Source organism: Symbiopectobacterium purcellii, assembly GCF_052050035.1.
Taxonomy (GTDB): Bacteria; Pseudomonadota; Gammaproteobacteria; order Enterobacterales; family Enterobacteriaceae; genus Symbiopectobacterium; species Symbiopectobacterium purcellii_A.
The window spans coordinates 2,527,166-2,552,347 of sequence record NZ_CP189882.1 but is presented as its reverse complement, the minus strand read 5'-3'; the positions used below and the strand labels follow the sequence as shown (position 1 = coordinate 2,552,347).

At 50.4% G+C, this 25,182-nt stretch carries 26 protein-coding genes and 9 pseudogenes; 9 read left to right on the top strand and 26 right to left on the bottom strand.

Features of this window, described 5'->3' with window-relative positions; genetic code table 11:
• Complete coding sequence (gpmB, locus tag ACQGXV_RS18015) at positions 1-651, bottom strand: 2,3-diphosphoglycerate-dependent phosphoglycerate mutase GpmB (protein WP_440867094.1); 651 nt, start codon at positions 649-651, stop codon at positions 1-3.
• A 51-nt stretch (positions 652-702) separates the two neighbouring features.
• Between gpmB and yjjX the strand changes: the two genes are divergently transcribed.
• Positions 703-1,227, top strand: a complete 525-nt coding sequence (gene yjjX, locus ACQGXV_RS18010) for an inosine/xanthosine triphosphatase (RefSeq protein ID WP_440867093.1) — start codon at positions 703-705, stop codon at positions 1,225-1,227.
• Between the two features lie 49 nt (positions 1,228-1,276).
• Here the strand turns inward: yjjX and trpR are convergent, their stop codons facing one another.
• From trpR to ACQGXV_RS17980, 6 genes are all read right to left on the bottom strand, one after another.
• Positions 1,277-1,606: a trp operon repressor gene (gene trpR / locus ACQGXV_RS18005; protein ID WP_222158268.1), complete on the bottom strand. Its 330-nt coding sequence runs from the start codon at positions 1,604-1,606 to the stop codon at positions 1,277-1,279.
• Positions 1,607-1,718: 112 nt separating this feature from the next.
• A protein-coding gene (locus tag ACQGXV_RS18000; protein WP_440867092.1) for an IS5 family transposase occupies positions 1,719-2,563 on the bottom strand; the annotation gives its coding sequence in 2 pieces (ribosomal slippage) (positions 1,719-2,218 and positions 2,218-2,563; 846 coding nt in all).
• A 59-nt stretch (positions 2,564-2,622) separates the two neighbouring features.
• Complete coding sequence (gene sltY, locus ACQGXV_RS17995) at positions 2,623-4,536, bottom strand: murein transglycosylase (protein WP_440867494.1); 1,914 nt, start codon at positions 4,534-4,536, stop codon at positions 2,623-2,625.
• Positions 4,537-4,637: 101 nt separating this feature from the next.
• The gene (locus ACQGXV_RS17990) at positions 4,638-4,871 is read right to left on the bottom strand and encodes an integrase core domain-containing protein (protein WP_440867493.1); all 234 of its coding nucleotides are present in this window, start codon (positions 4,869-4,871) and stop codon (positions 4,638-4,640) included.
• A 76-nt stretch (positions 4,872-4,947) separates the two neighbouring features.
• Positions 4,948-5,595 (bottom strand): IS3 family transposase, encoded by a 648-nt coding sequence (locus ACQGXV_RS17985; protein WP_440867091.1) that lies wholly within the window; start codon positions 5,593-5,595, stop codon positions 4,948-4,950.
• Entirely contained in the window at positions 5,592-5,870 is a 279-nt protein-coding gene (locus ACQGXV_RS17980) for a transposase (protein WP_440867090.1), read from the bottom strand. Before ACQGXV_RS17980 ends, ACQGXV_RS17985 begins: the two co-directional genes overlap by 4 nt.
• A 430-nt stretch (positions 5,871-6,300) precedes the next feature.
• Between ACQGXV_RS17980 and ettA the strand changes: the two genes are divergently transcribed.
• Positions 6,301-7,968 carry an energy-dependent translational throttle protein EttA gene (ettA, locus tag ACQGXV_RS17975; protein WP_440867089.1) on the top strand — a complete coding sequence of 556 codons (1,668 nt, stop codon included), beginning with the start codon at positions 6,301-6,303 and terminating at the stop codon, positions 7,966-7,968.
• 94 nt (positions 7,969-8,062) lie between these two features.
• Here the strand turns inward: ettA and ACQGXV_RS17970 are convergent.
• The 13 genes and pseudogenes from ACQGXV_RS17970 to ACQGXV_RS17910 all read right to left on the bottom strand — a co-directional run.
• Positions 8,063-8,644: pseudogene (locus ACQGXV_RS17970) on the bottom strand (methyl-accepting chemotaxis protein); the annotation flags it as partial.
• Positions 8,645-8,696: 52 nt separating this feature from the next.
• Positions 8,697-9,473, bottom strand: a complete 777-nt coding sequence (locus ACQGXV_RS17965) for a transposase family protein (RefSeq protein ID WP_440867088.1) — start codon at positions 9,471-9,473, stop codon at positions 8,697-8,699.
• Positions 9,451-10,773: an IS256 family transposase gene (locus tag ACQGXV_RS17960; protein ID WP_440867087.1), complete on the bottom strand. Its 1,323-nt coding sequence runs from the start codon at positions 10,771-10,773 to the stop codon at positions 9,451-9,453. Before ACQGXV_RS17960 ends, ACQGXV_RS17965 begins: the two co-directional genes overlap by 23 nt.
• Positions 10,695-11,906 (bottom strand): IS256 family transposase, encoded by a 1,212-nt coding sequence (locus ACQGXV_RS17955; RefSeq protein ID WP_440862551.1) that lies wholly within the window; start codon positions 11,904-11,906, stop codon positions 10,695-10,697. Before ACQGXV_RS17955 ends, ACQGXV_RS17960 begins: the two co-directional genes overlap by 79 nt.
• Positions 11,907-12,029: 123 nt before the next feature.
• The gene (locus ACQGXV_RS17950) at positions 12,030-12,230 is read right to left on the bottom strand and encodes a hypothetical protein (protein ID WP_440866490.1); all 201 of its coding nucleotides are present in this window, start codon (positions 12,228-12,230) and stop codon (positions 12,030-12,032) included.
• Positions 12,231-12,315: 85 nt separating this feature from the next.
• A pseudogene (locus ACQGXV_RS17945) lies at positions 12,316-12,798 on the bottom strand (HAMP domain-containing protein); the annotation flags it as partial.
• A 22-nt stretch (positions 12,799-12,820) separates the two neighbouring features.
• Positions 12,821-13,354, bottom strand: coding sequence for an IS630 family transposase (locus ACQGXV_RS17940; protein WP_440867492.1), 534 nt, complete (start codon positions 13,352-13,354; stop codon positions 12,821-12,823).
• Positions 13,278-13,643, bottom strand: coding sequence for an IS630 transposase-related protein (locus ACQGXV_RS17935; RefSeq protein WP_440862584.1), 366 nt, complete (start codon positions 13,641-13,643; stop codon positions 13,278-13,280). Before ACQGXV_RS17935 ends, ACQGXV_RS17940 begins: the two co-directional genes overlap by 77 nt.
• A 207-nt stretch (positions 13,644-13,850) precedes the next feature.
• Positions 13,851-14,862, bottom strand: a pseudogene (locus ACQGXV_RS17930) (IS5 family transposase); the annotation flags it as partial.
• A gap of 9 nt (positions 14,863-14,871) precedes the next feature.
• Positions 14,872-15,213: pseudogene (locus ACQGXV_RS17925) on the bottom strand (transposase family protein); the annotation flags it as partial.
• A gap of 27 nt (positions 15,214-15,240) precedes the next feature.
• Positions 15,241-16,400 (bottom strand): IS3 family transposase gene (locus ACQGXV_RS17920; protein ID WP_440867086.1). Its coding sequence is split into 2 segments (ribosomal slippage): positions 15,241-16,145 and positions 16,145-16,400, totalling 1,161 coding nucleotides; the frame shifts between segments, so codons are not numbered across the junction.
• 60 nt (positions 16,401-16,460) lie between these two features.
• Positions 16,461-16,592, bottom strand: coding sequence for a hypothetical protein (locus ACQGXV_RS17915; RefSeq protein WP_440866407.1), 132 nt, complete (start codon positions 16,590-16,592; stop codon positions 16,461-16,463).
• The gene (locus tag ACQGXV_RS17910) at positions 16,593-16,919 is read right to left on the bottom strand and encodes a helix-turn-helix domain-containing protein (RefSeq protein ID WP_440866406.1); all 327 of its coding nucleotides are present in this window, start codon (positions 16,917-16,919) and stop codon (positions 16,593-16,595) included.
• Between the two features lie 29 nt (positions 16,920-16,948).
• On the opposite strand from ACQGXV_RS17910, the pseudogene ACQGXV_RS17905 reads away from it, so the two are divergent.
• Both ACQGXV_RS17905 and ACQGXV_RS17900 read left to right on the top strand, forming a co-directional pair.
• A pseudogene (locus ACQGXV_RS17905) lies at positions 16,949-17,812 on the top strand (IS256 family transposase); the annotation flags it as partial.
• 65 nt (positions 17,813-17,877) lie between these two features.
• Positions 17,878-18,051 (top strand): hypothetical protein, encoded by a 174-nt coding sequence (locus tag ACQGXV_RS17900; protein WP_440867085.1) that lies wholly within the window; start codon positions 17,878-17,880, stop codon positions 18,049-18,051.
• Between the two features lie 27 nt (positions 18,052-18,078).
• Here ACQGXV_RS17900 and ACQGXV_RS17895 read toward each other — a convergent pair.
• Positions 18,079-18,444 (bottom strand): annotated as a pseudogene (locus ACQGXV_RS17895) (transposase); the annotation flags it as partial.
• Positions 18,445-18,734: 290 nt separating this feature from the next.
• Between ACQGXV_RS17895 and ACQGXV_RS17890 the strand changes: the two are divergent.
• Together ACQGXV_RS17890 and ACQGXV_RS17885 are read left to right on the top strand one after the other, a co-directional pair.
• Positions 18,735-19,118, top strand: a complete 384-nt coding sequence (locus ACQGXV_RS17890; protein WP_440867084.1) for an IS630 transposase-related protein — start codon at positions 18,735-18,737, stop codon at positions 19,116-19,118.
• Positions 19,042-19,575, top strand: a complete 534-nt coding sequence (locus tag ACQGXV_RS17885) for an IS630 family transposase (protein ID WP_440862665.1) — start codon at positions 19,042-19,044, stop codon at positions 19,573-19,575. Before ACQGXV_RS17890 ends, ACQGXV_RS17885 begins: the two co-directional genes overlap by 77 nt.
• Before the next feature lie 21 nt (positions 19,576-19,596).
• Here ACQGXV_RS17885 and ACQGXV_RS17880 read toward each other — a convergent pair.
• Positions 19,597-19,794: pseudogene (locus ACQGXV_RS17880) on the bottom strand (helix-turn-helix domain-containing protein); the annotation flags it as partial.
• 116 nt (positions 19,795-19,910) lie between these two features.
• Here ACQGXV_RS17880 and ACQGXV_RS17875 point away from each other — a divergent pair.
• A pseudogene (locus ACQGXV_RS17875) lies at positions 19,911-20,645 on the top strand (alcohol dehydrogenase catalytic domain-containing protein); the annotation flags it as partial.
• Positions 20,646-20,659: 14 nt separating this feature from the next.
• Here the strand turns inward: ACQGXV_RS17875 and ACQGXV_RS17870 are convergent.
• A complete protein-coding gene (locus tag ACQGXV_RS17870; RefSeq protein ID WP_440867233.1) occupies positions 20,660-21,091 on the bottom strand; it encodes an IS630 family transposase in 432 nt (143 codons plus the stop codon).
• 25 nt (positions 21,092-21,116) lie between these two features.
• Positions 21,117-21,482, bottom strand: a complete 366-nt coding sequence (locus ACQGXV_RS17865) for an IS630 transposase-related protein (RefSeq protein ID WP_440867083.1) — start codon at positions 21,480-21,482, stop codon at positions 21,117-21,119.
• Positions 21,483-21,518: 36 nt separating this feature from the next.
• On the opposite strand from ACQGXV_RS17865, the pseudogene ACQGXV_RS17860 reads away from it, so the two are divergent.
• A pseudogene (locus ACQGXV_RS17860) lies at positions 21,519-21,794 on the top strand (zinc-binding dehydrogenase); the annotation flags it as partial.
• 94 nt (positions 21,795-21,888) lie between these two features.
• Here ACQGXV_RS17860 and serA read toward each other — a convergent pair.
• On the bottom strand, positions 21,889-23,118 hold the full coding sequence (serA, locus tag ACQGXV_RS17855; protein ID WP_440867082.1) for a phosphoglycerate dehydrogenase: 1,230 nt from the start codon (positions 23,116-23,118) through the stop codon (positions 21,889-21,891).
• Positions 23,119-23,421: 303 nt separating this feature from the next.
• Positions 23,422-24,078 carry a ribose-5-phosphate isomerase RpiA gene (gene rpiA, locus ACQGXV_RS17850; protein WP_440867081.1) on the bottom strand — a complete coding sequence of 219 codons (657 nt, stop codon included), beginning with the start codon at positions 24,076-24,078 and terminating at the stop codon, positions 23,422-23,424.
• A 204-nt stretch (positions 24,079-24,282) separates the two neighbouring features.
• Between rpiA and ACQGXV_RS17845 the strand changes: the two genes are divergently transcribed.
• Positions 24,283-25,176: a LysR family transcriptional regulator ArgP gene (locus ACQGXV_RS17845; protein WP_440867080.1), complete on the top strand. Its 894-nt coding sequence runs from the start codon at positions 24,283-24,285 to the stop codon at positions 25,174-25,176.
• Positions 25,177-25,182 lie beyond the last annotated feature (6 nt).

Below are 25,182 nucleotides of genomic sequence, written 5' to 3'. Positions count from 1 at the left end.
TTAACGCTGGAGTTCATCCAATGCCGGGGTATCAAGATGAGAAACATCCCCGGCGGTTTCCACGACCCAGCCGGACGCCAACCACGGGCTCTGCTGATAATCGATGCGTGAGAGCGAGCAGTTACGCAACCGCAAACGGCGTTCTGCACTGGCGGGCAGCCCAAGGATGGTGCTTAACAAGCAGCCGAGGGCCATACCATGACTGACCAGCAGCGGACGACTACCGGGCGGCAGCGCCAGACAGCGATCAAGCACCTGATGCATACGCGTTGCCATCTCCGCCATAGATTCCCCTTCAGGAATACGGCCATTCGGCGTACCGTCCACCAGTTGCTTGCGCCAGGTTTCCTCCTGCGGACTGAGCGTATCGATGTCGCGCATTTCCAGCACGCCCATATTCAGCTCACGCAAATTAGGGTCTTCAACCAATTCACAGTGGTGGCAAGACTGCGCAATAATCTCCGTGGTGCGGCGCGTCCTCCCTAAATCGCTGGTAAAGATATGCGTAATGCCTAGCGTTTTAACACGGTTCGCAACCTGATAGGCCTGCTGTTCGCCTTGTGCGGTCAACGAGCTGTCGGATTGTCCCTGAATACGCCGGGCCACGTTCCATTCCGTTTCACCGTGGCGAACAAGATATACCTGTAACATAGCTTTTTTCCATTATACTGCGTCAAATTAACTAAAAGAGTATGAACCGTTATGTACCATGTTGTCGCTGCCACTACCAACCCGGCAAAAATTAAGGCTATTACACTCGCATTCACGGATGTCTTTGGCGAAGAAAACTGTCGCATCGAAGGTGTTGATGTCGACAGCGGCGTTTCTCATCAGCCCTTGGGTTCCACCGAGACGCGTACCGGGGCCCGCAACCGCGTTATGCGCGCCCGTCAGGTTCGGCCCGAGGCCAATTTCTGGGTCGGCGTAGAAGCTGGCATTGAAGAGAGCATGACGTTCGCCTGGATGGTGATTGAAAACCCACATCTGCGTGGTGAATCACGCTCCGCCAGCATGGTGCTGCCGGAAAGTATATTACAAGGAATCAAGGAAGGAAGAGAGCTGGGAGACGAAATGGCACGTTTGACCGGCATTCAGGACATTAAACATCAGGGTTGTGCTATTGGGGTGTTTACCGACGGTAAACTGACGCGCGCCAGCGTCTACTATCAGGCACTGTTGCTGGCGTTGGTACCCTTCCACAACCCCATTTACAGCCAACCGAGCTGACCCGTTTAAGGGGCGCGATGCCCCTTAACCTTTATGATGTCCAACAGACCTATTTACCTTCTGGCAGCAGCTGTGCGTCCAGCCACTGTTTCAGTGCAGGCGATGCCGCTTTTAAACTGTTAGATCCGCGCGTAATGGTCGCAATACCAGCACCCAATTCGTTTTTCAATTCACGCTGGCTCATCTCTCCTCGCATTAACTCCTGAATGATGCGCACACGCGTAGCAAGCGCCGTGCGTTCGTCTGGCGTCAATAACAGTTGCAACAGCGGGTGATGCAGATCTTCCGCCACGGAGAGCTTCACTAGCTCAACAAACTTGAGCCAGTCTTCATTGCCGTGTTCAGAAAACGCAGGATCGGTATGTGATAAAGGGGTCATCGCGGGCTGCCATACTCGTTAACGAGTACAGCAGCATAGCATAATCATTGGGAAATCACCGATATCGTGCGTGAAAAATCGTATCGGTAACCTAGCACCTAGGCTGTGTCCCTTAATTACGTAACCGGGCGTAAAACAAGCGGATGCAGCCCAGTTTCACCATTGCTAGATAGTTTCTTGCCGTTTTTTCATAACGTGTGGCAATCCGTCTATATTCCTTTAAACGGCCAAAACATCTTTCTACAACGTTGCGACGGCGATAAGCATCACGATAAAGTTGTGAGCGTCCATCTGAAGCCAGTTTTTCATTTGATTTTCGGGGAATAACCGCTCTTATCCCTTTTCTTTTCAACTCGTTACGGAGTGCATTGCCAGAGTAGGCTTTGTCAGCCAGTACCGCATGACCACGACGCTTCATGCTACCGTTCTGCCGTTGCACGCCAATGCCGTCCAGGAGTCGTAACGCGAACAGGCTTTCGTGAGCCTGCCCAGCACTCAGTACGATATTTAGCGGGATGCCGCTTCCGTCAGTCGCCATGTGGATTTTGGTGCCATAACCACCTCGTGAGCGACCCAGGCTGTTATCGTTGGTAATATCGGGATGTTTTTTTGAGCGCCAGCCGCACATTTGAGCGCACGGATATTGCTGCCATCCAGCGCAGTGGCTGACCAGTCAACAAGTCCATGAGCATCAAGAAATGAAAGTAACTTATTAAAAATAATGTTAATAACTCCAGACTTTGACCATCTATTGAAACGGTTATAAACGGTTTTCCATGGGCCGTAACGTTCAGGTAAATCAAGCCATGGGGCACCTGAACACAGTATCCAGAACATGCCGTTGACGATTTTGCGATGTTCTGCCCATGGCCGGCCTGCCTGCGGAGATGTCAAAACGGTTGGTAACAAGGGCTCAATGATTGCCCATGCTTCATCAGAAAGATCGTAGCGAGCCATAATCCAAAGTGTCTTAGAAACAGATGGATACTATAGCTCAAGCAATTAAGGGACACAGCCTAGTAACGCTGTCCCCACTCTGCTGACGTCAAGACGCTGTCATTCTGACGCAGGAAGTAGCGGTAGAAAGCATCGTAGGCCAGCACGTTTTTCACATAGCCACGCGTTTCGGTAAACGGAATACTTTCAATAAAGGCAACCGGGTCGAGACGCCCTGCGCTGTTTTTCAGCCAGGTATTCACGCGCGAAGGCCCGGCATTATAGGCCGCACTGGCAAGGATACGGTTGTTATTGAAGGTCTGATAGACATCATCCAGATAGGTGGTGCCTAACAGGATATTGGTTTCGGGATCGAACAGCTGGCTGCTGTTGACATAGCCGCTCAGGTTGCTCTTTTTCGCGGTATGCTGTGCGGTGGCTGGCATCAGTTGCATCAGGCCAGAGGCACCGACCGGAGAGCGCGCTTGCGGGTTCCAGGCGCTTTCCTGGCGGGCAATCGCCATCGCATAGCTCTGTTGAATGGCACGCCCTTGTGTCATTCGCTTGAAGGTGTCGCGCCATGCCAGCGGGAAACGCTCTTCCAGATTGTCCCACAACTTGGCCACGATGGTCGCCTGCACGCTAAGGTCAGCCCAGCCTTGATCAAATGCGTAACACGCTAACGCTCCCTGACGCGGCTTATCACTGCTCGCCACCAGTTCCCCCCATTCGCTGCGCGCCAGATTGTCCATGTTCCAGTACATCAGCTCGCGCACGCGCGCAATCTCCGGACGTTGCGCCAGGGTTTTATCCGGGATGGACGACGCAATGGTCAACGAATAAGGGATGCCGAGCTTCTGCGCGGCAACCATCGGGTAGAAGCCCCGTCCCTGCATCAGCGATCGTAGTATGGCCTCACCGTCCTGACGCTGCCCGTTATCTAACAGCAACATCGCTTGCCAGTAGCGCCACTCCTCTTTCTGTAACGCCTCAGCCGGAAGTTTCGCGAGCCAGAAGCGCAGCCCCGCTTTATCCCCCTCTCCGAGCGTCATACGTACCCTGCGTTCAATCAGGCTGGTTGATTGGCTGCGCTGCGCCACGGCATCACGCCAGGCGGCCTGTTCTGGCGTAGCACCGGTCCCCATCCAACGCCAGGCCACCGCTTCTTCCATCTCTCGGCGATCGGCTTCGCTCATTTTTTGCAGCCGCACCAATACGCTGATAAGCGCGCGGGCGCCCTCTTCATCCTGTCGAGCCAATTGGCGGAAGGCGACCAGCGTGGCATTGCGTGTAAAATCGGTTGGCCCCACGCTGCGAGCAAAACGCTCTACAGTTTTGGGGTCGTTCTGCAACTTCATCAACGCATCGCTGATGATGCGGTAATCAGGTGGAAGCTGTTTCACCAGATAGTTCACCAGACCGGTGCTGCCCTCGTTCATTGCTAACCGAATGCGCTCCAGTACGGCGATGGGTGTTTTTTCACCGGCAGCTTCCCAGACGGCAAACAGCTTATCGCAGGTGGTAGGCAGCGAACGTCCGGTCAGCCAGATGGCCTTTGCTTCATCCCACACGCCCTGACGTTGTCCCGTTGCATAGCGGGCATAGAGGTGATTACAGTGCGCCACAACCGGTTTGGGTGAGGTGGGTGCAAACGCCAGCAGGCCCGCCCAATCTTCGCGGCGCGCCAGTTCATTCACAAACAGGGATTTCAGGTTACGCGCAGGCGGTAACGTTGGATAACGCGCGGAGAATGCACTGACGTCGCTGCTGCTCACCTGCCCCAGCGATTGTGTTAACGCACGGTATTCCAGATAAGGATAAAGCGGGTAATCGCGCAAGGTTGTCATCAACGCCTGCACGGTATCCATCTGATTACTGTCCCACGCCTGCTTAACCTGCTGATAGCGCTGGCGTTGAGCATCCAGCGTATCCGCCATGGCCGAGTTTGTAACCCCCGCCAGACACAGGATGGCAATGCGCACCCTGCGCCCCATGTTACCCTTCATCCAAACCACCTCATCCCAAACGGTTATCGACATGCAATGTGCACATCACTGATACATTTCGCCTCAGAACGCTGCACTGGTCAAGTAAATCAGGACACTTTTTTCTCAGCCATTTGTTCATAACGCACCGGAGACAGATCCCCGTTAGCGGCATGATGCCTGTCTAGGTTGTAGTAGCGGATATACGTCGCCACATCCTGCTCCATGTAAGCCCGTGTTGGCTGGGGTACCAGCAGCAACCATTCATGTTTCAGACTGCCCCAGAAGCGCTCCATCACCGCATTATCCCAGCAGGCACCCACGTCTCCCATACTGCTCCTCAGCCTGTATAGCCAACCGACTTAAAAATGATTACATCCTATGCCCTGATATGCGGCAAAGAAGCATAGCTGGCTGTTATCAAAATAATGTCGCTTGGCTATAGCTGCTCAGCAGCGCCTGAAAGCGTTGTCCCGTGTACTGCGCCCCCCTGTCCGTATGCACCACCAGGCCCGGCGGGCGAGTTCGCAGGTTATATGCCTTCATCAGGGCCCCGCAGACCAGCGATGAGGTCATCCGTCTGTCCACCTGCCAGCCCACTATCTGCCGGGAGTACAAATCCATAATAGCCGCCAGATACAGCCAGCCTTCACCGGTCTTCAGATACGTGATGTCACTCGCCCACACCTGATTTGGCCCCGGCGGGTTAAAATTCTGGTTCAGCAGGTTTGGTGCCACCTCTGCACCCGGGCGGTGTTTTGTCGTGACCTTATAAGTCCGGCGCTGTCGGCAGACCAGCCCCTCTTCCTGCATGAGTTTCCTCACCCGCCAGCGGCTGATTATGATGCCTTCTCCACGAAGCCTTTTGACCAGCGTCCGGCTTCCTGCTCCCTGCCTGCTGGCGGCGAACAGCGCCTTTAACCTGACCCGGACCTCCACGTCTTTTTGCAGCGGTTCGGCGGGCTTTTTTCGCCATGCATACCAGGCAGAGGCCGTCACACGCATGACCCGACAGAGTGTACGAACGCTGAAGTCAGTGGCATTGTCGAGAATGAACCGGTATCTCACGACATATGTTTCGCGAAGAAGGCACTCGCCTTTTTTAGCATCTCCTTCTCTGTACGTAACTCTTTGTTTTCCTTTTGTAACCGTTTTAACTCTGCACGTTCATCATCGCTGAGTACGCCGTTGCTCTGCTCGCGTGCCAGCGAGACCCATGTATGCAGGGTTTTGTTGCTTATGCCCAGCGATGCTGCTGCCCTGGCTATCGTATAGCCCTGCTCTGTTACCAGGGCAACGGCTTCCTTTTTAAACTCAGGGGTAAATTGTCGTTTATGGTTCACTAAACACCTCCGTTTTGGATGTAAGTTTAGTGTCCTGATTATTTAACCACTACACGCCGCCGTCATTGCAAACCCGCGGTTTGCATTAGCAAAATTTGCATCATCCAGACGACATGTGCTGCCCTCCAGTGTGGCACAGGATGGGCAGCGGCGATATTTCGTAAAAGGGAATAAAATGTCAAGCAACGTAAGGATAACCGTTTATAAATTCCGGGTTGACTACAGTGCACTAAAACGCCGCCCTTGGAGCCATTTCACAGAGTGGCAGACAGTGAGGGATGATGGCTGGGATCGCACGGCGAAACCAGCTACACTCCGCATCAGCATAACGATAAATCGAAGAGGGCGACGCCCCACCTTCATCGTTAACCTTGATGCAGCGCGGGCTACGCACTGTATCCATTAACCCATAGAGAGGCGAAGTCGCAACGTGGCTCAATACGTCTATACCATGCACCGCGTCGGCAAAGTGGTTCCGCCGAAGCGCCATATTTTAAAGAATATCTCCCTCAGCTTCTTCCCAGGCGCAAAAATTGGCGTGCTGGGTCTGAACGGCGCAGGGAAATCCACCCTGCTGCGCATCATGGCAGGGATCGATAAAGACATCGAAGGGGAAGCGCGCCCGCAACCTGGCATCAAAATCGGCTACTTGCCGCAAGAACCGCAGCTCAACCCGGAACACACAGTACGTGAATCCGTCGAAGAAGCGGTATCGGAAGTGGTCGGCGCGCTCAAACGTCTGGATGAGGTGTATGCACTGTACGCCGATCCGGATGCCGATTTCGACAAGCTGGCGGCTGAACAGGGTAAGCTGGAAGAGATCATTCAAGCGCACGACGGCCATAATCTGGATAACCAGTTAGAACGTGCTGCTGATGCGCTGCGCCTACCGGAATGGGATGCAAAAATCGCCAAGCTGTCCGGTGGCGAACGCCGCCGCGTGGCACTGTGTCGCCTGCTGTTGGAAAAACCCGACATGCTGCTGCTCGACGAACCAACCAACCACCTGGATGCAGAATCCGTGGCCTGGCTGGAACGCTTCCTGCACGACTTCGAAGGCACCGTGGTTGCCATCACCCACGACCGTTACTTCCTCGATAACGTGGCTGGCTGGATTCTGGAACTGGACCGCGGCGAAGGCATTCCGTGGGAAGGTAACTACTCTTCCTGGCTGGAACAAAAAGACCAGCGTCTGGCGCAGGAAGCCTCTCAGGAAGCGGCTCGCCGTAAATCCATTGAGAAAGAGCTGGAGTGGTTGCGTCAGGGTGCTAAAGGCCGTCATGCTAAAGGCAAAGCCCGTCTGGCTCGCTTTGAAGAGCTTAACAGTACCGAATACCAGAAACGTAACGAAACCAACGAACTGTTCATTCCACCAGGTCTACGCCTGGGCGACAAAGTGGTGGAAGTCACAAACCTGAGCAAGGCCTACGGTGAGCGCCAACTGATTGACGGCCTGTCGTTCGCGGTGCCCAAGGGGGCAATTGTTGGGATTATCGGCCCGAACGGTGCCGGTAAATCAACGCTGTTCCGTATGATGTCCGGCCAAGAGCAGCCCGATGGCGGCACTATCGAACTGGGCGAAACGGTAAAACTGGCGTCAGTTGATCAGTTCCGTGACAGCATGAACAACAGCAAAACCGTGTGGGAAGAAGTCTCCGGCGGGCTGGACATCATGCGTGTTGGCACCACCGAGATGCCAAGTCGTGCTTATGTTGGCCGCTTTAACTTTAAAGGCACCGATCAGGGCAAACGCGTCGGAGAATTGTCCGGTGGTGAACGCAGTCGCCTGCATCTGGCGAAGCTGCTGCAAGTCGGCGGCAACGTGCTGCTGCTTGATGAACCAACCAACGACCTGGATATTGAAACCCTGCGCGCGCTGGAAAACGCCCTGCTGGAGTTCCCCGGCTGTGCCATGGTCATTTCCCACGACCGTTGGTTCTTGGACCGTATTGCTACTCATATTCTGGATTATCAGGATGAAGGCAAAGTGGAGTTCTTTGAAGGCAACTTCACCGAGTACGAAGAGTACAAGAAACGCACGCTGGGCGCAGATGCACTGGAACCTCACCGCATCAAGTACAAGCGTATCGCAAAGTAATGTGCCGTTAACGTCAGACAGTTAACTGGCTCACTGTATCAAACGCCCCGGTTCTTGCCGGGGCGTTTTTATGGCGTTCACCGCTCAATCGCGATCAAAAGGTTTCCCAATTGTGACTGTCATCCGGTTTGACCCGTTTTGTGCCTACCGCAGGCAACGCAGGGTTGCTGCGCACTGACGTTGGCGCCGCAGCGCCCGTCGAGGCTGCCAGTGCATGCGCAGGCGCTGATGAGGCTATTTGGAATACCGCAACCGCCTGCGTTAACCGCCCGGCCTGATCTTCCAGCGATACCGCCGCCGCAGAGGCTTCCTGTACTAACGCTGCATTCTGCTGCACTGCGCTGTCCATTTCCGATACCGCATGACTTACCTGACTGATACCTCGGCTCTGCTCATCAGACGCGGAGGCAATTTCCCCCATGATGTCAGTCACGCTGGTGACCGCCTGAACGTTCTCACCCATGGTATCCCCCGCCTGTGAAACCAGATACGCGCCGGTATCAACCAAGCAGCCAGACTCACCGATCAGGGATTCAATCTCTTTCGCCGCCTGTGCACTGCGCTGCGCCAGACTGCGCACTTCACCGGCCACCACGGCAAACCCGCGACCTTGCTCACCGGCACGGGCGGCTTCAACCGCAGCATTCAACGCCAAGATATTGGTCTGGAAGGCAATAAGCGTGTTGCTTAATAGTGAAATAAGGGTGTTTCGGTGATTGAAGTAAATTTTACGCTGTTCTGAGATGGAAATTCCAAAGACCGGCGCTAAGGAGTAAGAAGGTATCATCAATAAAGGGTCTACGATTCCGTAAAATTTGGGTCATGCAACCGAGGCGCTTGATACCCGCGATGGCGTGTTCAACTGTAATACGGATGCCCGAGATTATTTTATTTTCTTGTTTTTGTTCAGGCGATAAAGGTCTTTTTCGAGTTCCTTTTTTTGGAATTTGTGTATTAGGATGCTGCTTATCTATACCTTGAAAACCGGTATCTGCCCAGATGGTTACCTCAGGAGGAATATGGCGAATTATATCGACTTTATCGAGTAAGCGTTTATCGTGACGGCGCCCATTTTTGCTCATGGGGATAAATCCAATTTGCCTTGTTTCGTCAGTCATAATAAGCCCTTTTCGAGTGGTCTGTCTTTTCTTTCCCGAATACATTTTTTTTCGCCGACGCAGATTCTTAGGCTTTTGGACAGGTCGCTCTGTCCCATCAATAAAGACGTCTTTAACTCCAGGAAAGGCGCGAAAAAATTCCTCAGCAGAGCGAATTTGACGAGCGGGCAAAACACATTCTCGCCCCAAGGTCATCTCTAAAACCGGCAATAATATTTTTACCCAGCGACATACCCGTGTTCTATCTAAACCAAAAAGAAGTCCTTGAAAATCATAGGTCGGATAACATTTTAAATACAATAAAATAAAAAGCAGTTTATCTAATGGGAGTCTGTAAAGAATTTTGTGTAAATGGCTCCATTGCTTAACCGGAGATTCGTTCTCCATACATCAACATGAATTGGCTCATAGCAGGTTTCCAGTCTCTGATTGGCAAGGTCCATTTAGCAGAGATATTATGCAAGGCTAGATAGAGTAATTTTATCACCGAGTCATCCGTTGGAAATATTCGTCGCGTTTTCGTTATCTTGCGCAATGAAGCATTTAACGACTCTATCGCGTTGGTGGTGTAGATAACCTTGCGGATCTCCGGCGGAAAGTCAAAAATGACGATGAGACGTTCCCAATTATTTCTCCACGACGGGCTGATCGTCGGGAACTGTTCATCCCATTTGGCCGCGAAGGCATCCAGGGCCTCTTCAGCGCCCTCTAGCGTTGCGGAACTATAGATGGTGCGCAGGTCAGCAGCAACGGCCTTACGCTCTTTCCAGCCGACGTAGCGCAGCGAGTTCCGCACCTGATGCACAATGCAGAGCTGTACCCGCGTATGCGGGTAAACAGCTTCAATGGCATCAGGAAAGCCTTTCAGGCCATCGCAGCAGGCGACGAAGATGTCCTTTAGCCCACGATTTTTCAGTTCTGTCATCACAGATAACCAGAACTTGGCCCCCTCAGTTTTGGCTATCCATAGCCCCAGCAGCTCTTTTTCGCCCTGGCCGTTGACGCCGAGGGCCAGATAAACAGACTTGTTGGCCACGGCTCCGCCGTCCTGGCTTTTGACAACAATACAGTCAAGGTAAACAATGGGATAAAGCGCATCCAGCGGCCGTTGCTGCCAGCGCTTAACTTCATCCATCACAGCATTGGTCACTTGAGAAATGAAGCCAGCGGAAACATCGACCCCGTAGACTTCTTTAAAGTGTGCCTGAATATCACGGGTTGATAACCCTCTGGAATAGAGAGAAATAATGCGGTCATCGAAGCCGTTAAGCTGTTTTTCGTGCTTACCGATCAGTGTCGGCTCGAAGGTACTGTTGCGGTCGCGCGGAATATCGAGCTCGATCTCCCCATTTTGGCTACGTACGCTCTTGGATGTCTTGCCATTGCGTGAGTTGCCTGAATGATTACCAGCCGGGTCATGCTTAGCATACCCAAGGTGCATCTCCATCTCAGCTTCAAGAACCCGTTCCGCCAGTCTTTTAGTCAGCACCTTGAGTAGGCCTGATTCACCCAGCAGATCCTGAGGGGAGTGACAATCTTGAAGCAGTTGGTCAATAAGTTCGTTGCTGATAGAGTCTGTAAAGAATTTTGTGTAAATGGCTCCATTGCTTAACCGGAGATTCGTTCTCCATACATCAACATGAATTGGCTCATAGCAGGTTTCCAGTCTCTGATTGGCAAGGTCCATTTAGCAGAGATATTATGCAAGGCTAGATAGAGTAATTTTATCACCGAGTCATCCGTTGGAAATATTCGTCGCGTTTTCGTTATCTTGCGCAATGAAGCATTTAACGACTCTATCGCGTTGGTGGTGTAGATAACCTTGCGGATCTCCGGCGGAAAGTCAAAAATGACGATGAGACGTTCCCAATTATTTCTCCACGATGGGCTGATCGTCGGGAACTGTTCATCCCATTTGGCCGCGAAGGCATCCAGGGCCTCTTCAGCGCCCTCTAGCGTTGCGGAACTATAGATGGTGCGCAGGTCAGCAGCAACGGCCTTACGCTCTTTCCAGCCGACGTAGCGCAGCGAGTTCCGCACCTGATGCACAATGCAGAGCTGTACCCGCGTATGCGGGTAAACAGCTTCAATGGCATCAGGAAAGCCTTTCAGGCCATCGCAGCAGGCGACGAAGATGTCCTTTAGCCCACGATTTTTCAGTTCTGTCATCACAGATAACCAGAACTTGGCCCCCTCAGTTTTGGCTATCCATAGCCCCAGCAGCTCTTTTTCGCCCTGGCCGTTGACGCCGAGGGCCAGATAAACAGACTTGTTGGCCACGGCTCCGCCGTCCTGGCTTTTGACAACAATACAGTCAAGGTAAACAATGGGATAAAGCGCATCCAGCGGCCGTTGCTGCCAGCGCTTAACTTCATCCATCACAGCATTGGTCACTTGAGAAATGAAGCCAGCGGAAACATCGACCCCGTAGACTTCTTTAAAGTGTGCCTGAATATCACGGGTTGATAACCCTCTGGAATAGAGAGAAATAATGCGGTCATCGAAGCCGTTAAGCTGTTTTTCGTGCTTACCGATCAGTGTCGGCTCGAAGGTACTGTTGCGGTCGCGCGGAATATCGAGTTCGATCTCCCCATTTTGGCTACGTACGCTCTTGGATGTCTTGCCATTGCGTGAGTTGCCTGAATGATTACCAGCCGGGTCATGCTTAGCATACCCAAGGTGCATCTCCATCTCAGCTTCAAGAACCCGTTCCGCCAGTCTTTTAGTCAGCACCTTGAGTAGGCCTGATTCACCCAGCAGATCCTGAGGGGAGTGACAATCTTGAAGCAGTTGGTCAATAAGTTCGTTGCTGATAGGCATTTTGTTATCCTTTGAAGGTTTTCCTCAAAATGCCATTTACACAGATTATTTTACAGTCTCTGCTGATAGGCATTTTGTTATCCTTTGAAGGTTTTCCTCAAAATGCCATTTACACAGATTATTTTACAGTCTCTCTAATGGGGTTGGGATAAATCCTTTCTGCCCTGCACCCATCTGCCGCTCGTGATCTTTTCGATTCTTTTTCCGATAAATCAAATAACAAGCTGAAAATTCAGCGGCTAAATTTTTCAATTCTTCGACTGATAATCCAATGATTGCTTTACATAAACGATTATCTCGTAACAACCGCTCTTTGTTGATCATTTCAAACCTTTATTCTCTAAGTTAAACCTCTTTTTATTCTCAATAGCCTGACAAAAAATGCAAGTCTCTATTCAGCAACTAGTTTAATGCTGTTAATCACCGAGGTAATGTCCGCAATCTTGCGTGAAATGGTAGAGATATCGCTCATGGTGTTCACCACGTTATTCACAATATCACCGCCTTTCTCCGCTTTGGTTGAGGCATTTTTCGCCAGTTGGCTGGCATGGTGGGCGTTCTCTGAGTTTTGCTTCACCGTGGCCGTCAATTGATGCATGCTGGCTGCCGTCTCTTCTAGTGCGGCGGCCTGCTGCTCCGTGCGTGAAGAGAGATCGACGTTGCCCGCGGAAATTTCCGTGGCCCCCAGATGAATCGCCGTTGCCCCTTCGCGTACCACGCTAAACGTTTCTGCCAATGCGGCCTGCATGTTCTGGACGTTCTGCCCCAGAATACCGATTTCGTTACGCGCCATCTCACTGGCACGTTGGGTTAAATCCCCAGCGGCAATACGTTGAATGCGCGTCACCAACCGGTCCAGCGGAGCCAGTAATGCGTTGCGGATAATCACATATAGCCAAGCGACTTAATTTTGATTACACCATATGGACTGAGAACAAACTCTCTGTATCGCAACCCATCTCTCTTTTTTTGCTTTTTGCTTGTGCCCATTTATGCTCAATTGGGTTAAGATCTGGCGAATATGTAGGCAAATACTCCACCATATACCCTGCATCGATGATGACTTGTTGAATATTATGTTTTTTGTGAAAAGTGGCATTGTCCATCATGATTACACTGTTTTTAGGGAGTACTGGGATAAGGACTTGTGTGACCCAGGCATAGAAAACATCGCTGTTAATATTGATATCAAATAATCCGATAGCAAACAGCGTTGTGCCTAATAAAGCGCCGATAACATTTGTTCTTCCCCTAGCTCCCCAGTTCTTCAGGCCAAAACACCGTTGACCTTTTGGGGAATAGCCGTGAGTCCGTGGGGTATCGTGTGAAAAACCACTTTCACCAATAAAAACAATAGGTTTACCTTCTTTTTCATACTGTTGTTTTTTTTGTTGAAATCCCTGCCGGGCGTTTTCGTCGGCTTTCGGATGACGTAGAGTTTTTTTTATAGGTCAATCCCAGCTTTTTAAGCGCTTGCCAAATGGCCTTCTGACAAACGCCAAAACGCTCTGCACGTTCTTTTTGGTAAGCATCTGGATATTGTTCAACATCTTTTATCAACTCGGATTTATCGATCTTTCGCTGACGCGTGGTCGATGCTTTTGACTCTATTTGATTAATCCAACGCGATACAGAGGCAGGGCCAATCCGAAATTGCTTCGCTGTTTCTCGGATACTCAACCCTTCGTTTTTCCGTGTAGATATCACTTTACGTCTAAAATCAATTGAATAGCTCATTTAAATAATGTAATCAAAATTAAGTCGTTTAGCTATAGATGATCGCAGCCATCACGATGGAAGCCACAAAGTAGAGCGCCATCAGCATAAAACCACGGCGTGAATTGGCCTCGGCTTGCTGATTGATTTGCGTGGCGTTATCCGTGGCTTTGTTGAATAAATCAGAATTAGCCGACAGGATGACTCCCTCTGCTACACCTGTTATCCGATCCTGACGCTGTGTGGCATACCCAACAACGTCATACGATTCAGCGCTTTGACCATCGCCATGGCTTCACCCACCTGAGCATCGTAGTCACGCAGGCTCAGGTGGCCACCCAGCAAAGTTTTTATGCGGAACATCGCTGTTTCTGCCACTGAACGCCGGTGATAACCCACTTTCTTTTTCCACATATAGCCAACCGACTTAAAAATGATTACATCCTATGCCCTGATATGCGGCAAAGAAGCATAGCTGGCTGTTATCAAAATAATGTCGCTTGGCTATATCATTACTCCCGCTCAGACGCTGATTCGCCACCGCATGGTTACGTTCATAGTACTTGTCCGGCCAGTATTTCGCTCCGCTTCGCGGCGGGATAAGGGGCCTGATTTTCTTTCTCAGCAACGCATCGTGGCAGTAACGGGCGTCATAAGCACCGTCTGCTGACACTTCCCTGATTTTCCGGTGGGTTTGGTTAATCAGGCCCGGCAGTGCCTGCGCATCTGTCGTTCCGCTGAGCGATAAGTCGGCACAGATAATCTCATGCGTCGCACTGTCTGCTGCCAGATGAAGCTTGCGCCACACTCTTCGTCTGTCAGCCCCATGCTGCCTGACTTTCCATTCACCTTCGCCAAAGACCTTCAGACCGGTACTGTCGATGACCAGATGCGAGATTTCACCACGCGTTGGCGTTTTTATGCTGATACTGACGGTTTTTGCCCGCCGACTGACCAGAGAGTAGTCCGGGCAGCGCAGTGGCAGGCTCATCAGTGTAAAAACCGAGTCGACAAAGCCCTTTAATGCCCGGAGCGACAGGTTAAACACGCGCTTTATCATCAAAACCGTGGTAACAGCCATATCGGTGTAGTAAAGCGGCCGACCACGACCTTCAGGCGAAGAACTGTCAGTCCATGCAGCGATGGCCGACTCATCAAGCCAGACCGTCAGGGAGCCGCGTTGTCTGAGTGCTTTGTTGTAGGTGGGCCAGTTGGTGATTTTAAACTTTTGCTTTGCCATGGGGAGCTGCTATCGGGAGCGATGATAGTGCTTTGATCCGGCGATCCCCTGAAAGTTCGATTTATTCAACAAAGCCCTAAGGAGTAAGAAGGTATCATCAATAAAGGGTCTACGATTCCGTAAAATTTGGGTCATGCAACCGAGGCGCTTGATACCCGCGATGGCGTGTTCAACTGTAATACGGATGCCCGAGATTATTTTATTTTCTTGTTTTTGTTCAGGCGATAAAGGTCTTTTTCGAGTTCCTTTTTTTGGGATTTGTGTATTAAGATGCTGTTTATCTATACCTTGAAAACCGGTATCTGCCCAGATGGTTACCTCAGGAGGAATATGGCGAATTATATCGACTGATCTGGCCCAGACTTGGTGGACACGCCCTTAAGAGAGGACTTGTCGTTCAAATACCATCGGGCTGACATAGCCCAGCGTGCTATGCCGCCGTTTCTGATTGTAATCCACCTCAATGTAGTTAAACACCTCAGATTTCATGGTTTCCCGGTCAGGAAAGTGTTCGCCGTGGATCAGCTCCACCTTCAAACTGTGAAAAAAACTTTCAGCACACGCGTTATCATAATAGTTGCCTTTTCCACTCATGCTACATGTTAATTTACTGATTTTAATTAACTTCTGATAATCATCAGAACAGTACTGACTGCCACGATCCGAGTGGCCGATGACGCCCTCTGGGGAACCCCGTCGGCTCAGGGCCATCTGCAGGGCATCGCAGACCAGGCCCGACTTCATCCTTACCGACATTGACCATCCCACAACGGCTCGTGAAAATAAATCAATTATTACAGCCAGATAAACCCAACCCGCTTCCGTCCATAAGTAAGTGATGTCACCGACCCATTTCTGGTTCGGGGCTGATGCTGTGAAATCCTGCTGTAGCAGATTCGGCGCCACCGGACGATTATGCTTCGAATCTGTTGTCACCCTGAATTTTTTTGCCGCTTTCGCCTTCAGCCCCTGCCGGCGCAGGCTGGCAGCGATGGTTTTGCGATTGTAATGATAACCGGCATCCTGCAGGTCCAGGCGCAGCCTGCGGGCACCGTTGCGTCCTTTCTGTTCCGTAAAGGCGCTGGCTACCCGGGTATCGCAAAGCTCCCGTCGCTGCTGTGAAACCGTTTTCTGCCCACATCGTCGGCTCCAGGCATAAAATCCGCTGCGGCTGACGACCAGAACACGCGCCATAGACTTAACCCGAAACTCAGCCTGATATTGTTGCATAAAGACGTACCTCACTTCAGGCGTCTGGCGAAGTACGTCGCGGCCTTTTGGAGGATGGCTAACTCCTCAGCCTGATCAGCCAGTTGACGTTTAAGCCTGACAATTTCAACAGATTGCTGCTGTTCACGTTCGGAGCAGGATAGCGCCATTTGCTGTTTTTTACGCCAGGCATAAAGCTGCGATTCGTGAAGATTCAACTCACTGGCTGCTTTGGCTACGCCAATCCGCTGAGCAAGTAGCAGAGCATTCTCCCGAAACTCGTCCGGATAGCGATTGTTGCTCATTTTACGACCGTTCGATTGAGTCATTTTCCACCTCTGTCAGCAATTTTACTCACTTAACAGCGTGTCCACGATCTCTGGGCCGGATCAGACTTTATCGAGTAAGCGTTTATCGTGACGGCGCCCATTTTTGCTCATGGGGATAAATCCAATTTGCCTTGTTTCGTCAGTCATAATAAGCCCTTTTCGAGTGGTCTGTCTTTTCTTTCCCGAATACATTTATTTTCGCCGACGCAGATTCTTAGGCTTTTGGACAGGTCGCTCTGTCCCATCAATAAAGACGTCTTTAACTCCAGGAAAGGCGCGAAAAAATTCCTCAGCAGAGCGAATTTGACGAGCGGGCAAAACACATTCTCGCCCCAAGGTCATCTCTAAAACCGGCAATAATATTTTTACCCAGCGACATACCCGTGTTCTATCTAAACCAAAAAGAAGTCCTTGCAAATCATAGGTCGGATAACATTTTAAATACAATAAAATAAAAAGCAGTTTATCTAATGGGGTTGGGAGATAAAGAGACTGTAAAATAATCTGTGTAAATGGCATTTTGAGGAAAACCTTCAAAGGATAACAAAATGCCTATCAGCAACGAACTTATTGACCAACTGCTTCAAGATTGTCACTCCCCTCAGGATCTGCTGGGTGAATCAGGCCTACTCAAGGTGCTGACTAAAAGACTGGCGGAACGGGTTCTTGAAGCTGAGATGGAGATGCACCTTGGGTATGCTAAGCATGACCCGGCTGGTAATCATTCAGGCAACTCCCGCAATGGCAAGACATCCAAGAGCGTACGTAGCCAAAATGGGGAGATCGAGCTCGATATTCCGCGCGACCGCAACAGTACCTTCGAGCCGACACTGATCGGTAAGAACGAAAAACAGCTTAACGGCTTCGATGACCGCATTATTTCTCTCTATTCCAGAGGGTTATCAACCCGAGATATTCAGGCACACTTTAAAGAAGTCTACGGGGTCGATGTTTCCGCTGGCTTCATTTCTCAAGTGACCAATGCTGTGATGGATGAAGTTAAGCGCTGGCAGCAACGGCCGCTGGATGCGCTTTATCCCATTGTTTACCTTGACTGTATTGTTGTCAAAAGCCAGGACGGCGGAGCCGTGGCCAACAAGTCTGTTTATCTGGCCCTCGGCGTCAACGGCCAGCGCGAAAAAGAGCTGCTGGGGCTATGGATAGCCAAAACTGAGGGGGCCAAGTTCTGGTTATCTGTGATGACAGAACTGAAAAATCGTGGGCTAAAGGACATCTTCGTCGCCTGCTGCGATGGCCTGAAAGGCTTTCCTGATGCCATTGAAGCTGTTTACCCGCATACGCGGGTACAGCTCTGCATTGTGCATCAGGTGCGGAACTCGCTGCGCTACGTCGGCTGGAAAGAGCGTAAGGCCGTTGCTGCTGACCTGCGCACCATCTATAGCCAACCGACTTAAAAATGATTACATCCTATGCCCTGATATGCGGCAAAGAAGCATAGCTGGCTGTTATCAAAATAATGTCGCTTGGCTATAATCGTTTATGTAAAGCAATCATTGGATTATCAGTCGAAGAATTGAAAAATTTAGCCGCTGAATTTTCAGCTTGTTATTTGATTTATCGGAAAAAGAATCGAAAAGATCACGAGCGGCAGATGGGTGCAGAGCAGAAAGGATTTATCCCGAGTCTGTAAAGAATTTTGTGTAAATGGCTCCATTGCTTAACCGGAGATTCGTTCTCCATACATCAACATGAATTGGATCATAGCAGGTTTCCAGTCTCTGATTGGCAAGGTCCATTTAGCAGAGATATTATGCAAGGCTAGATAGAGTAATTTTATCACCGAGTCATCCGTTGGAAATATTCGTCGCGTTTTCGTTATCTTGCGCAATGAAGCATTTAACGACTCTATTGCGTTGGTGGTGTAGATAACCTTGCGGATCTCCGGCGGAAAGTCAAAAATGACGATGAGACGTTCCCAATTATTTCTCCACGACGGGCTGATCGTCGGGAACTGCTCATCCCATTTGGCCGCGAAGGCATCCAGGGCCTCTTCAGCGCCCTCTAGCGTTGCGGAACTATATAGCTAAACGACTTAATTTTGATTACATTATTTAAATGAGCTATTCAATTGATTTTAGACGTAAAGTGATATCTACACGGGGCTTTGTTGAATAATTTAACCGTTTGATTTACATCTTCTTTAGTTAGAATGCATTTACAGAGAATGTATTTTGTTAGAACGACAAATCAAATAGTTAGCACAATAAAAAGCATTCCGAGAGGAAAAATTAGTCGTTGAAATTTTATAATGCTTATATAAATCAGTATCTTAAATTATTCAACAAAGCCCATTCCGAGAGGAAAAATTAGTCGTTGGAATTTTATAATGCTTATATAAATCAGTATCTTAAATTATTCAACAAAGCCTCTACACGGAAAAACGAAGGGTTGAGTATCCGAGAAACAGCGAAGCAATTTCGGATTGGCCCTGCCTCTGTATCGCGTTGGATTAATCAAATAGAGTCAAAAGCATCGACCACGCGTCAGCGAAAGATCGATAAATCCGAGTTGATAAAAGATGTTGAACAATATCCAGATGCTTACCAAAAAGAACGTGCAGAGCGTTTTGGCGTTTGTCAGAAGGCCATTTGGCAAGCGCTTAAAAAGCTGGGATTGACCTATAAAAAAAACTCTACGTCATCCGAAAGCCGACGAAAACGCCCGGCAGGGATTTCAACAAAAAAAACAACAGTATGAAAAAGAAGGTAAACCTATTGTTTTTATTGATGAAAGTGGTTTTTCACACGATGCCCCACGGACTCACGGCTATTCCCCAAAAGGTCAACGGTGTTTTGGCCTGAAGAACTGGGGAGCTAGGGGAAGAACAAATGTTATCGGCGCTTTATTAGGCACAACGCTGTTTGCTATCGGATTATTTGATATCAATATTAACAGCGATGTTTTCTATGCCTGGGTCACACAAGTCCTTATCCCAGTACTCCCTAAAAACAGTGTAATCATGATGGACAATGCCACTTTTCACAAAAAACATAATATTCAACAAGTCATCATCGATGCAGGGTATATGGTGGAGTATTTGCCTACATATTCGCCAGATCTTAACCCAATTGAGCATAAATGGGCACAAGCAAAAAGCAAAAAAAGAGAGATGGGTTGCGATACAGAGAGTTTGTTCTCAGTCCATATGGTGTAATCAAAATTAAGTCGCTTGGCTATAACGCTCGCCGGCAAACGTCAGACTGATCTTACGCGTAGTACGGTTTAGCAGCCGTAGCCCAAGCTGCTGTTCGAGCTGGCTGATACGCAAGCTGAGGCTGGATTTGGCCATGCCAGCCTTGAGCGCAGCCTGCGTCACACTGCCACATTCGGCCACCAGCGCAAACAGCGCCATATCCTGCCACTGCCTGAACATGGAGGGTTTAATCATTATTGTTCTTACATAACAAACACTTCGTTAATGATTGTCCATCTTATCAGCACGATGAGTTCGTTCTACACTTTTCTCATCGAAACAATGAGGAACAGAACATGACCGTACATGCTATTGCCGTTGACCCACAGCACCCTGAACGTTTTATCGCCATTACCCAAGAGCAGCCGCAGCCGGGCCCAAACGATCTGCTGGTTGAAGTAAGGGCGGTATCCATCAATCCTGTCGATACCAAAGTCCATGCCGGGTTGCGTAAAAACGGATTGGCAGAGCCGCGCGTGTTAGGCTGGGATGCCAGTGGCACCGTACTGGCGATTGGCGATCGCGTCAGCGGTTTTCAAGTGGGCGATGAGGTGTGGTACGCAGGCGATATCACGCGCGCTGGCAGCAACAGTTCGCATCAGCTCATCGATGCACGCATTGTGGCGCATAAACCGGTATCCCTCGACTGGACCGCGGCTGCTGCGCTACCGCTGACCGCACTCACCGCCTGGGAAGGGCTTTTTGAACACCTGGAGATTCAGGACGCTGACGCAGGGAAAACCCTGCTGATTATCGGCGGTGCGGGCGGCGTTGGCTCTCTGGCTATTTCACTGGCGGCACTGCGCAGTGAGGTAAAAATTATCGCTACGGCATCCCGTCCTGATTCGGCAGAATGGTGCCGTCAGCGCGGCGCGGACCTCGTGGTTGATTATTGCGATTTGGTCGGTGAGTTGAAAACAGCAGGCATTACCCAGGTGGATTATATTTTCTTCCTGAACGACACTGACGGCCACTGGAGCGCGATAGGCTCCTTGATTGCACCGAAAGGCAAAATTTGCACTATAGCCAAGCGACTTAATTTTGATTACACCATATGGACTGAGAACAAACTCTCTGTATCGCAACCCATCTCTCTTTTTTTGCTTTTTGCTTGTGCCCATTTATGCTCAATTGGGTTAAGATCTGGCGAATATGTAGGCAAATACTCCACCATATACCCTGCATCGATGATGACTTGTTGAATATTATGTTTTTTGTGAAAAGTGGCATTGTCCATCATGATTACACTGTTTTTAGGGAGTACTGGGATAAGGACTTGTGTGACCCAGGCATAGAAAACATCGCTGTTAATATTGATATCAAATAATCCGATAGCAAACAGCGTTGTGCCTAATAAAGCGCCGATAACATTTGTTCTTCCCCTAGCTCCCCAGTTCTTCAGGCCAAAACACCGTTGACCTTTTGGGGAATAGCCGTGAGTCCGTGGGGCATCGTGTGAAAAACCACTTTCATCAATAAAAACAATAGGTTTACCTTCTTTTTCATACTATTGTTTTTTTTGTTGAAATCCCTGCCGGGCGTTTTCGTCGGCTTTCGGATGACGTAGCGTTTTTTTTATAGGTCAATCCCAGCTTTTTAAGCGCTTGCCAAATGGCCTTCTGACAAACGCCAAAACGCTCTGCACGTTCTTTTTGGTAAGCATCTGGATATTGTTCAACATCTTTTATCAACTCGGATTTATCGATCTTTCGCTGACGCGTGGTCGATGCTTTTGACTCTATTTGATTAATCCAACGCGATACAGAGGCAGGGCCAATCCGAAATTGCTTCGCTGTTTCTCGGATACTCAACCCTTCGTTTTTCCGTGTAGATATCACTTTACGTCTAAAATCAATTGAATAGCTCATTTAAATAATGTAATCAAAATTAAGTCGTTTAGCTATATCGTGGAAAACGAACGTCCGCTGGATCAGAACGAACTGAAGCGTAAAAGTGCCTCGCTGCATTGGGAATTCATGTTCACTCGCAGCATGTACAAAACGCCGGACATGGAACAGCAAGGAAAAATTCTGCAAGAAGTCGCACATCTGGTGGACGCGGGCAAACTGCAAGGCACCGCCAGTGAAGTCTTGAACGGGTTAAGCATTGAAACACTGCAACAGGCTCACGCCAAAGTGCAGGAAGGACATATGCGCGGCAAAGTGGCTATCGCGCTATAAACCCTCGCGTTATAAACCCCCGCGCTGTCAGCCTCTTTAAGCAAACAGCCCCAAAAGGGGCTGTTTGTCATGGCAGTAAACGCTCGACGCGCACTTAGAACAACAGGCGGGCACGAATGGTGCCAGGGATCGCCTTCATCAGTTGCAGTGCAGTATTCGCCGCATCCGTTTCCACGTCGATCACCACATAACCGATATCCGAGCTGGTTTGCAGGTACTGGGCAGCAATGTTGATACCTTGCTCGGCAAAAATGGTGTTGATGGCCGTCAGTACGCCCGGGCGATTTTCGTGAATGTGCAGCAAACGTGCACGATCGCTCTGTACTGGCAGGGAAACTTCTGGGAAATTAACCGCAGACAGCGTCGAACCGTTGTCAGAGTATTTTGCCAGTTTACCGGCCACTTCCGTACCGATGTTCTCCTGTGCTTCCTGGGTGGAACCGCCAATGTGCGGCGTCAGCAGCACGTTGTCGAACTCCAGCAGCGGAGAAACAAACGGGTCACTGTTGGTTGCTGGCTCTTGCGGGAATACGTCAATCGCGGCACCAGCAATGTGTTGGCTGCGTAACACTTCGCACAATGCAGGGATGTCGACAACCGTGCCGCGTGAGGCATTGATCAGGATAGAACCCGGTTTCATCAGCGCCAACTCTTCTGCGCCCATCATGTTCTGGGTGCTTAAGGTTTCCGGAACGTGCAGGCTGACCACGTCGCTCATGTTCAGCAATTCGGACAGGTGACTCACCTGCTGAGCATTGCCTAACGGCAACTTGCTCTCGATGTCGTAAAAGTAGACGTGCATCCCCAGGCTTTCGGCCAGGATACCCAACTGGGTGCCGATATGGCCGTAGCCAATGATGCCCAGTTTTTTGCCGCGCGCTTCAAACGAGCCCACAGCCAGTTTATGCCATACGCCGCGATGCGCTTTCGCGTTAGCTGCCGGAACGCCGCGCAGCAGCAGCAGCATTTCACCAATCACCAACTCCGCCACACTACGGGTGTTAGAGAAGGGGGCGTTAAACACCGGGATGCCGCGCTTGGTGGCGGAAGGCAGTTCTACCTGATTGGTGCCGATGCAAAAACAGCCCACGGCAACCAGTTTTTCTGCGGCAGCAAACACTTCTTCCGTCAGATGAGTACGGGAACGCAAACCGACGAAATGCGCGTCACGAATGGAGGCTTTCAACGCTTCCGTATCTAACGCACCTTTATGGTATTCAATGTTGGTGTAACCCGCTGCGCGCAGGTTTTCCAACGCGCTCTGGTGAACCCCTTCCACCAGGAGGAATTTAATCTTGTCTTTTTCCAGTGATACCTTTGCCATTTCCCGACCTTATATTCAGACTTCAGATGCCAATGAACCCATTTGCCAAACAGCCTCTGCCAACATAACAAAAATTACGCCAGCAGCAAGACAATCGATTGCTTCCCCGATGCTGCCAACGGCGTCACAAACCCCCTTTTACAGTAAAAAATAGGTATAACGCCTCGCCAGATGTGCAGGGAACAAAATAAGAAAAAGTGATATTAAGTACCAAAAGTGAGACTTTAACAATGGTAGGGTTTTTAAGCAAAAAAAATCGGACGTTAGCATCTTCATGTCAACGCCCGATGTGCAGGAGAGAAATTACTTCAGGGTTTTCACCCCGTCTGCGGTACCGACCAGCGCAACGTCAGCGCCACGGTTAGCAAACAGACCGACGATCACCACACCTGCAATCCCATTGATACGGTTTTCTACCGCGATGGCATCTGAGATATCGAGGTTGTGCACATCCAGAATGACGTTACCGTTGTCGGTAACCACATCCTGACGATAGACCGGCTGACCGCCCAGTTTCACCAGTTCACGCGCCACGTACGCGCGGGCCATGGGGATCACTTCCACGGGCAATGGGAATGCGCCAAGAATATCCACCTGCTTGGAGGCATCGACGATACAGATAAACTGACGCGCAATAGCGGCAATGATCTTCTCACGCGTCAGCGCAGCGCCACCGCCTTTAATCATTTGCATGTGCGGGTTAATCTCATCGGCACCGTCCACATAGATATCCAGTTCATCAACCTCGTTGCTGTCGAATACCGTAATGCCTAAGCTTTTCAACTTTTCGGTAGACGCCACGGAGCTGGATACTGCGCCTTTAATCTGGTGTTTGATGGAACCCAACGCGTCAATGAAGTGCGCTGCCGTTGAGCCCGTCCCCACCCCAACAATCGTATCCGGGCGGACATAATCCAACGCGGCCCAGCCGACTGCCTTTTTCAGTTCATCTTGTGTCATGGTCTGTATCGTGCCTGCAAATTACAGTGAGAAGAGAGAGGCGTATTATAGAGCAAGCGCCACCGGAAACGACGCCCAATCGCCACGCGCCACCCGATTATTTTCGGCCATGAGTGTGAAATAGGACAGATTTTTAGCGTGTTCCGTCGGAAAAATGTGGCATAGTGCAAAGACCAAGTTTTATCCATAGGAAATTGCACCTTCATGAAACGACCGGACTATCGCACACTTCAGGCTTTGGATGCCGTCATCCGTGAGCGCGGATTTGAACGCGCCGCGCAAAAATTGTGCATCACGCAATCCGCCGTTTCACAACGCATCAAACAGTTGGAAAACCTGTTCGGACAACCGCTATTGGTCAGAACCATCCCACCGCGTCCCACCGAACAAGGACAAAAACTGCTGGCGCTGTTGCATCAAGTGGAGTTGCTGGAAGAAGAGTGGCTGAGCAACGATGCCAGCAGCGATATCCCACTGTTGCTGTCGCTGGCGGTCAACGCCGACAGTCTGGCAACCTGGCTGTTACCGGCGTTGCAACCGGTACTGGTCGACTCCCCTATTCGCCTTAATCTGCAAGTGGAAGATGAAACCCGCACGCAAGAACGCTTGCGCCGTGGTGAAGTGGTCGGTGCCGTCAGTATCCAGCCGCAACCGTTGCCGAGCTGTCTGGTGGATAAACTCGGTGCGTTAGACTATCTGTTTGTCGCCTCTCCGGATTTTGCCGCACGCTACTTCCCGAACGGCGTGACCCGCTCCGCGTTGCTGCGTGCCCCTGCGGTTGCCTTTGACCATCTGGACGACATGCATCAGGCGTTTTTGCAGCAGAATTTCGATCTCTCGCCCGGCAGCATTCCTTGCCATATCGTTAACTCGTCAGAAGCATTCGTACAGTTGGCGCAACAAGGCACCACTTGCTGTATGATCCCGCACCTGCAAATTGAGAGAGAATTGGCAAACAGCGAGCTGGTCGATCTGACACCGGGCCTGTTTCAGCGCCGCATGCTCTATTGGCACCGCTTTGCGCCAGAGAGCCGGATGATGAGAAAGGTGAAGGATGCCCTGCTCTCGCATGGGCATCGCGTATTGCGCCAATCCTGAGACGCC

Bases quoted from the DNA above. Each gene is read 5' to 3' on its own strand.
- ACQGXV_RS17845 (WP_440867080.1), top strand. From the start codon at position 24,283: ATGAAACGACCGGACTATCGCACACTTCAGGCTTTGGATGCCGTCATC.
- ACQGXV_RS17965 (WP_440867088.1), bottom strand. From the start codon at position 9,473: ATGGAGAACGAATCTCCGGTTAAGCAATGGAGCCATTTACACAAAATT.
- ACQGXV_RS17935 (WP_440862584.1), bottom strand. From the start codon at position 13,643: ATGAGCTATTCAATTGATTTTAGACGTAAAGTGATATCTACACGGAAA.
- ACQGXV_RS17955 (WP_440862551.1), bottom strand. From the start codon at position 11,906: ATGCCTATCAGCAACGAACTTATTGACCAACTGCTTCAAGATTGTCAC.
- ACQGXV_RS17900 (WP_440867085.1), top strand. From the start codon at position 17,878: ATGTCGCTTGGCTATAATCGTTTATGTAAAGCAATCATTGGATTATCA.
- ACQGXV_RS17950 (WP_440866490.1), bottom strand. From the start codon at position 12,230: ATGATCAACAAAGAGCGGTTGTTACGAGATAATCGTTTATGTAAAGCA.
- trpR (WP_222158268.1), bottom strand. From the start codon at position 1,606: ATGACCCCTTTATCACATACCGATCCTGCGTTTTCTGAACACGGCAAT.
- ACQGXV_RS17960 (WP_440867087.1), bottom strand. From the start codon at position 10,773: ATGGACCTTGCCAATCAGAGACTGGAAACCTGCTATGAGCCAATTCAT.
- ACQGXV_RS17910 (WP_440866406.1), bottom strand. From the start codon at position 16,919: ATGCCATTTACACAGATTATTTTACAGTCTCTTTATCTCCCAACCCCA.
- serA (WP_440867082.1), bottom strand. From the start codon at position 23,118: ATGGCAAAGGTATCACTGGAAAAAGACAAGATTAAATTCCTCCTGGTG.
- ACQGXV_RS17915 (WP_440866407.1), bottom strand. From the start codon at position 16,592: ATGTATTCGGGAAAGAAAAGACAGACCACTCGAAAAGGGCTTATTATG.
- rpiA (WP_440867081.1), bottom strand. From the start codon at position 24,078: ATGACACAAGATGAACTGAAAAAGGCAGTCGGCTGGGCCGCGTTGGAT.
- yjjX (WP_440867093.1), top strand. From the start codon at position 703: ATGTACCATGTTGTCGCTGCCACTACCAACCCGGCAAAAATTAAGGCT.
- gpmB (WP_440867094.1), bottom strand. From the start codon at position 651: ATGTTACAGGTATATCTTGTTCGCCACGGTGAAACGGAATGGAACGTG.
- ACQGXV_RS17865 (WP_440867083.1), bottom strand. From the start codon at position 21,482: ATGAGCTATTCAATTGATTTTAGACGTAAAGTGATATCTACACGGAAA.
- sltY (WP_440867494.1), bottom strand. From the start codon at position 4,536: ATGGGGCGCAGGGTGCGCATTGCCATCCTGTGTCTGGCGGGGGTTACA.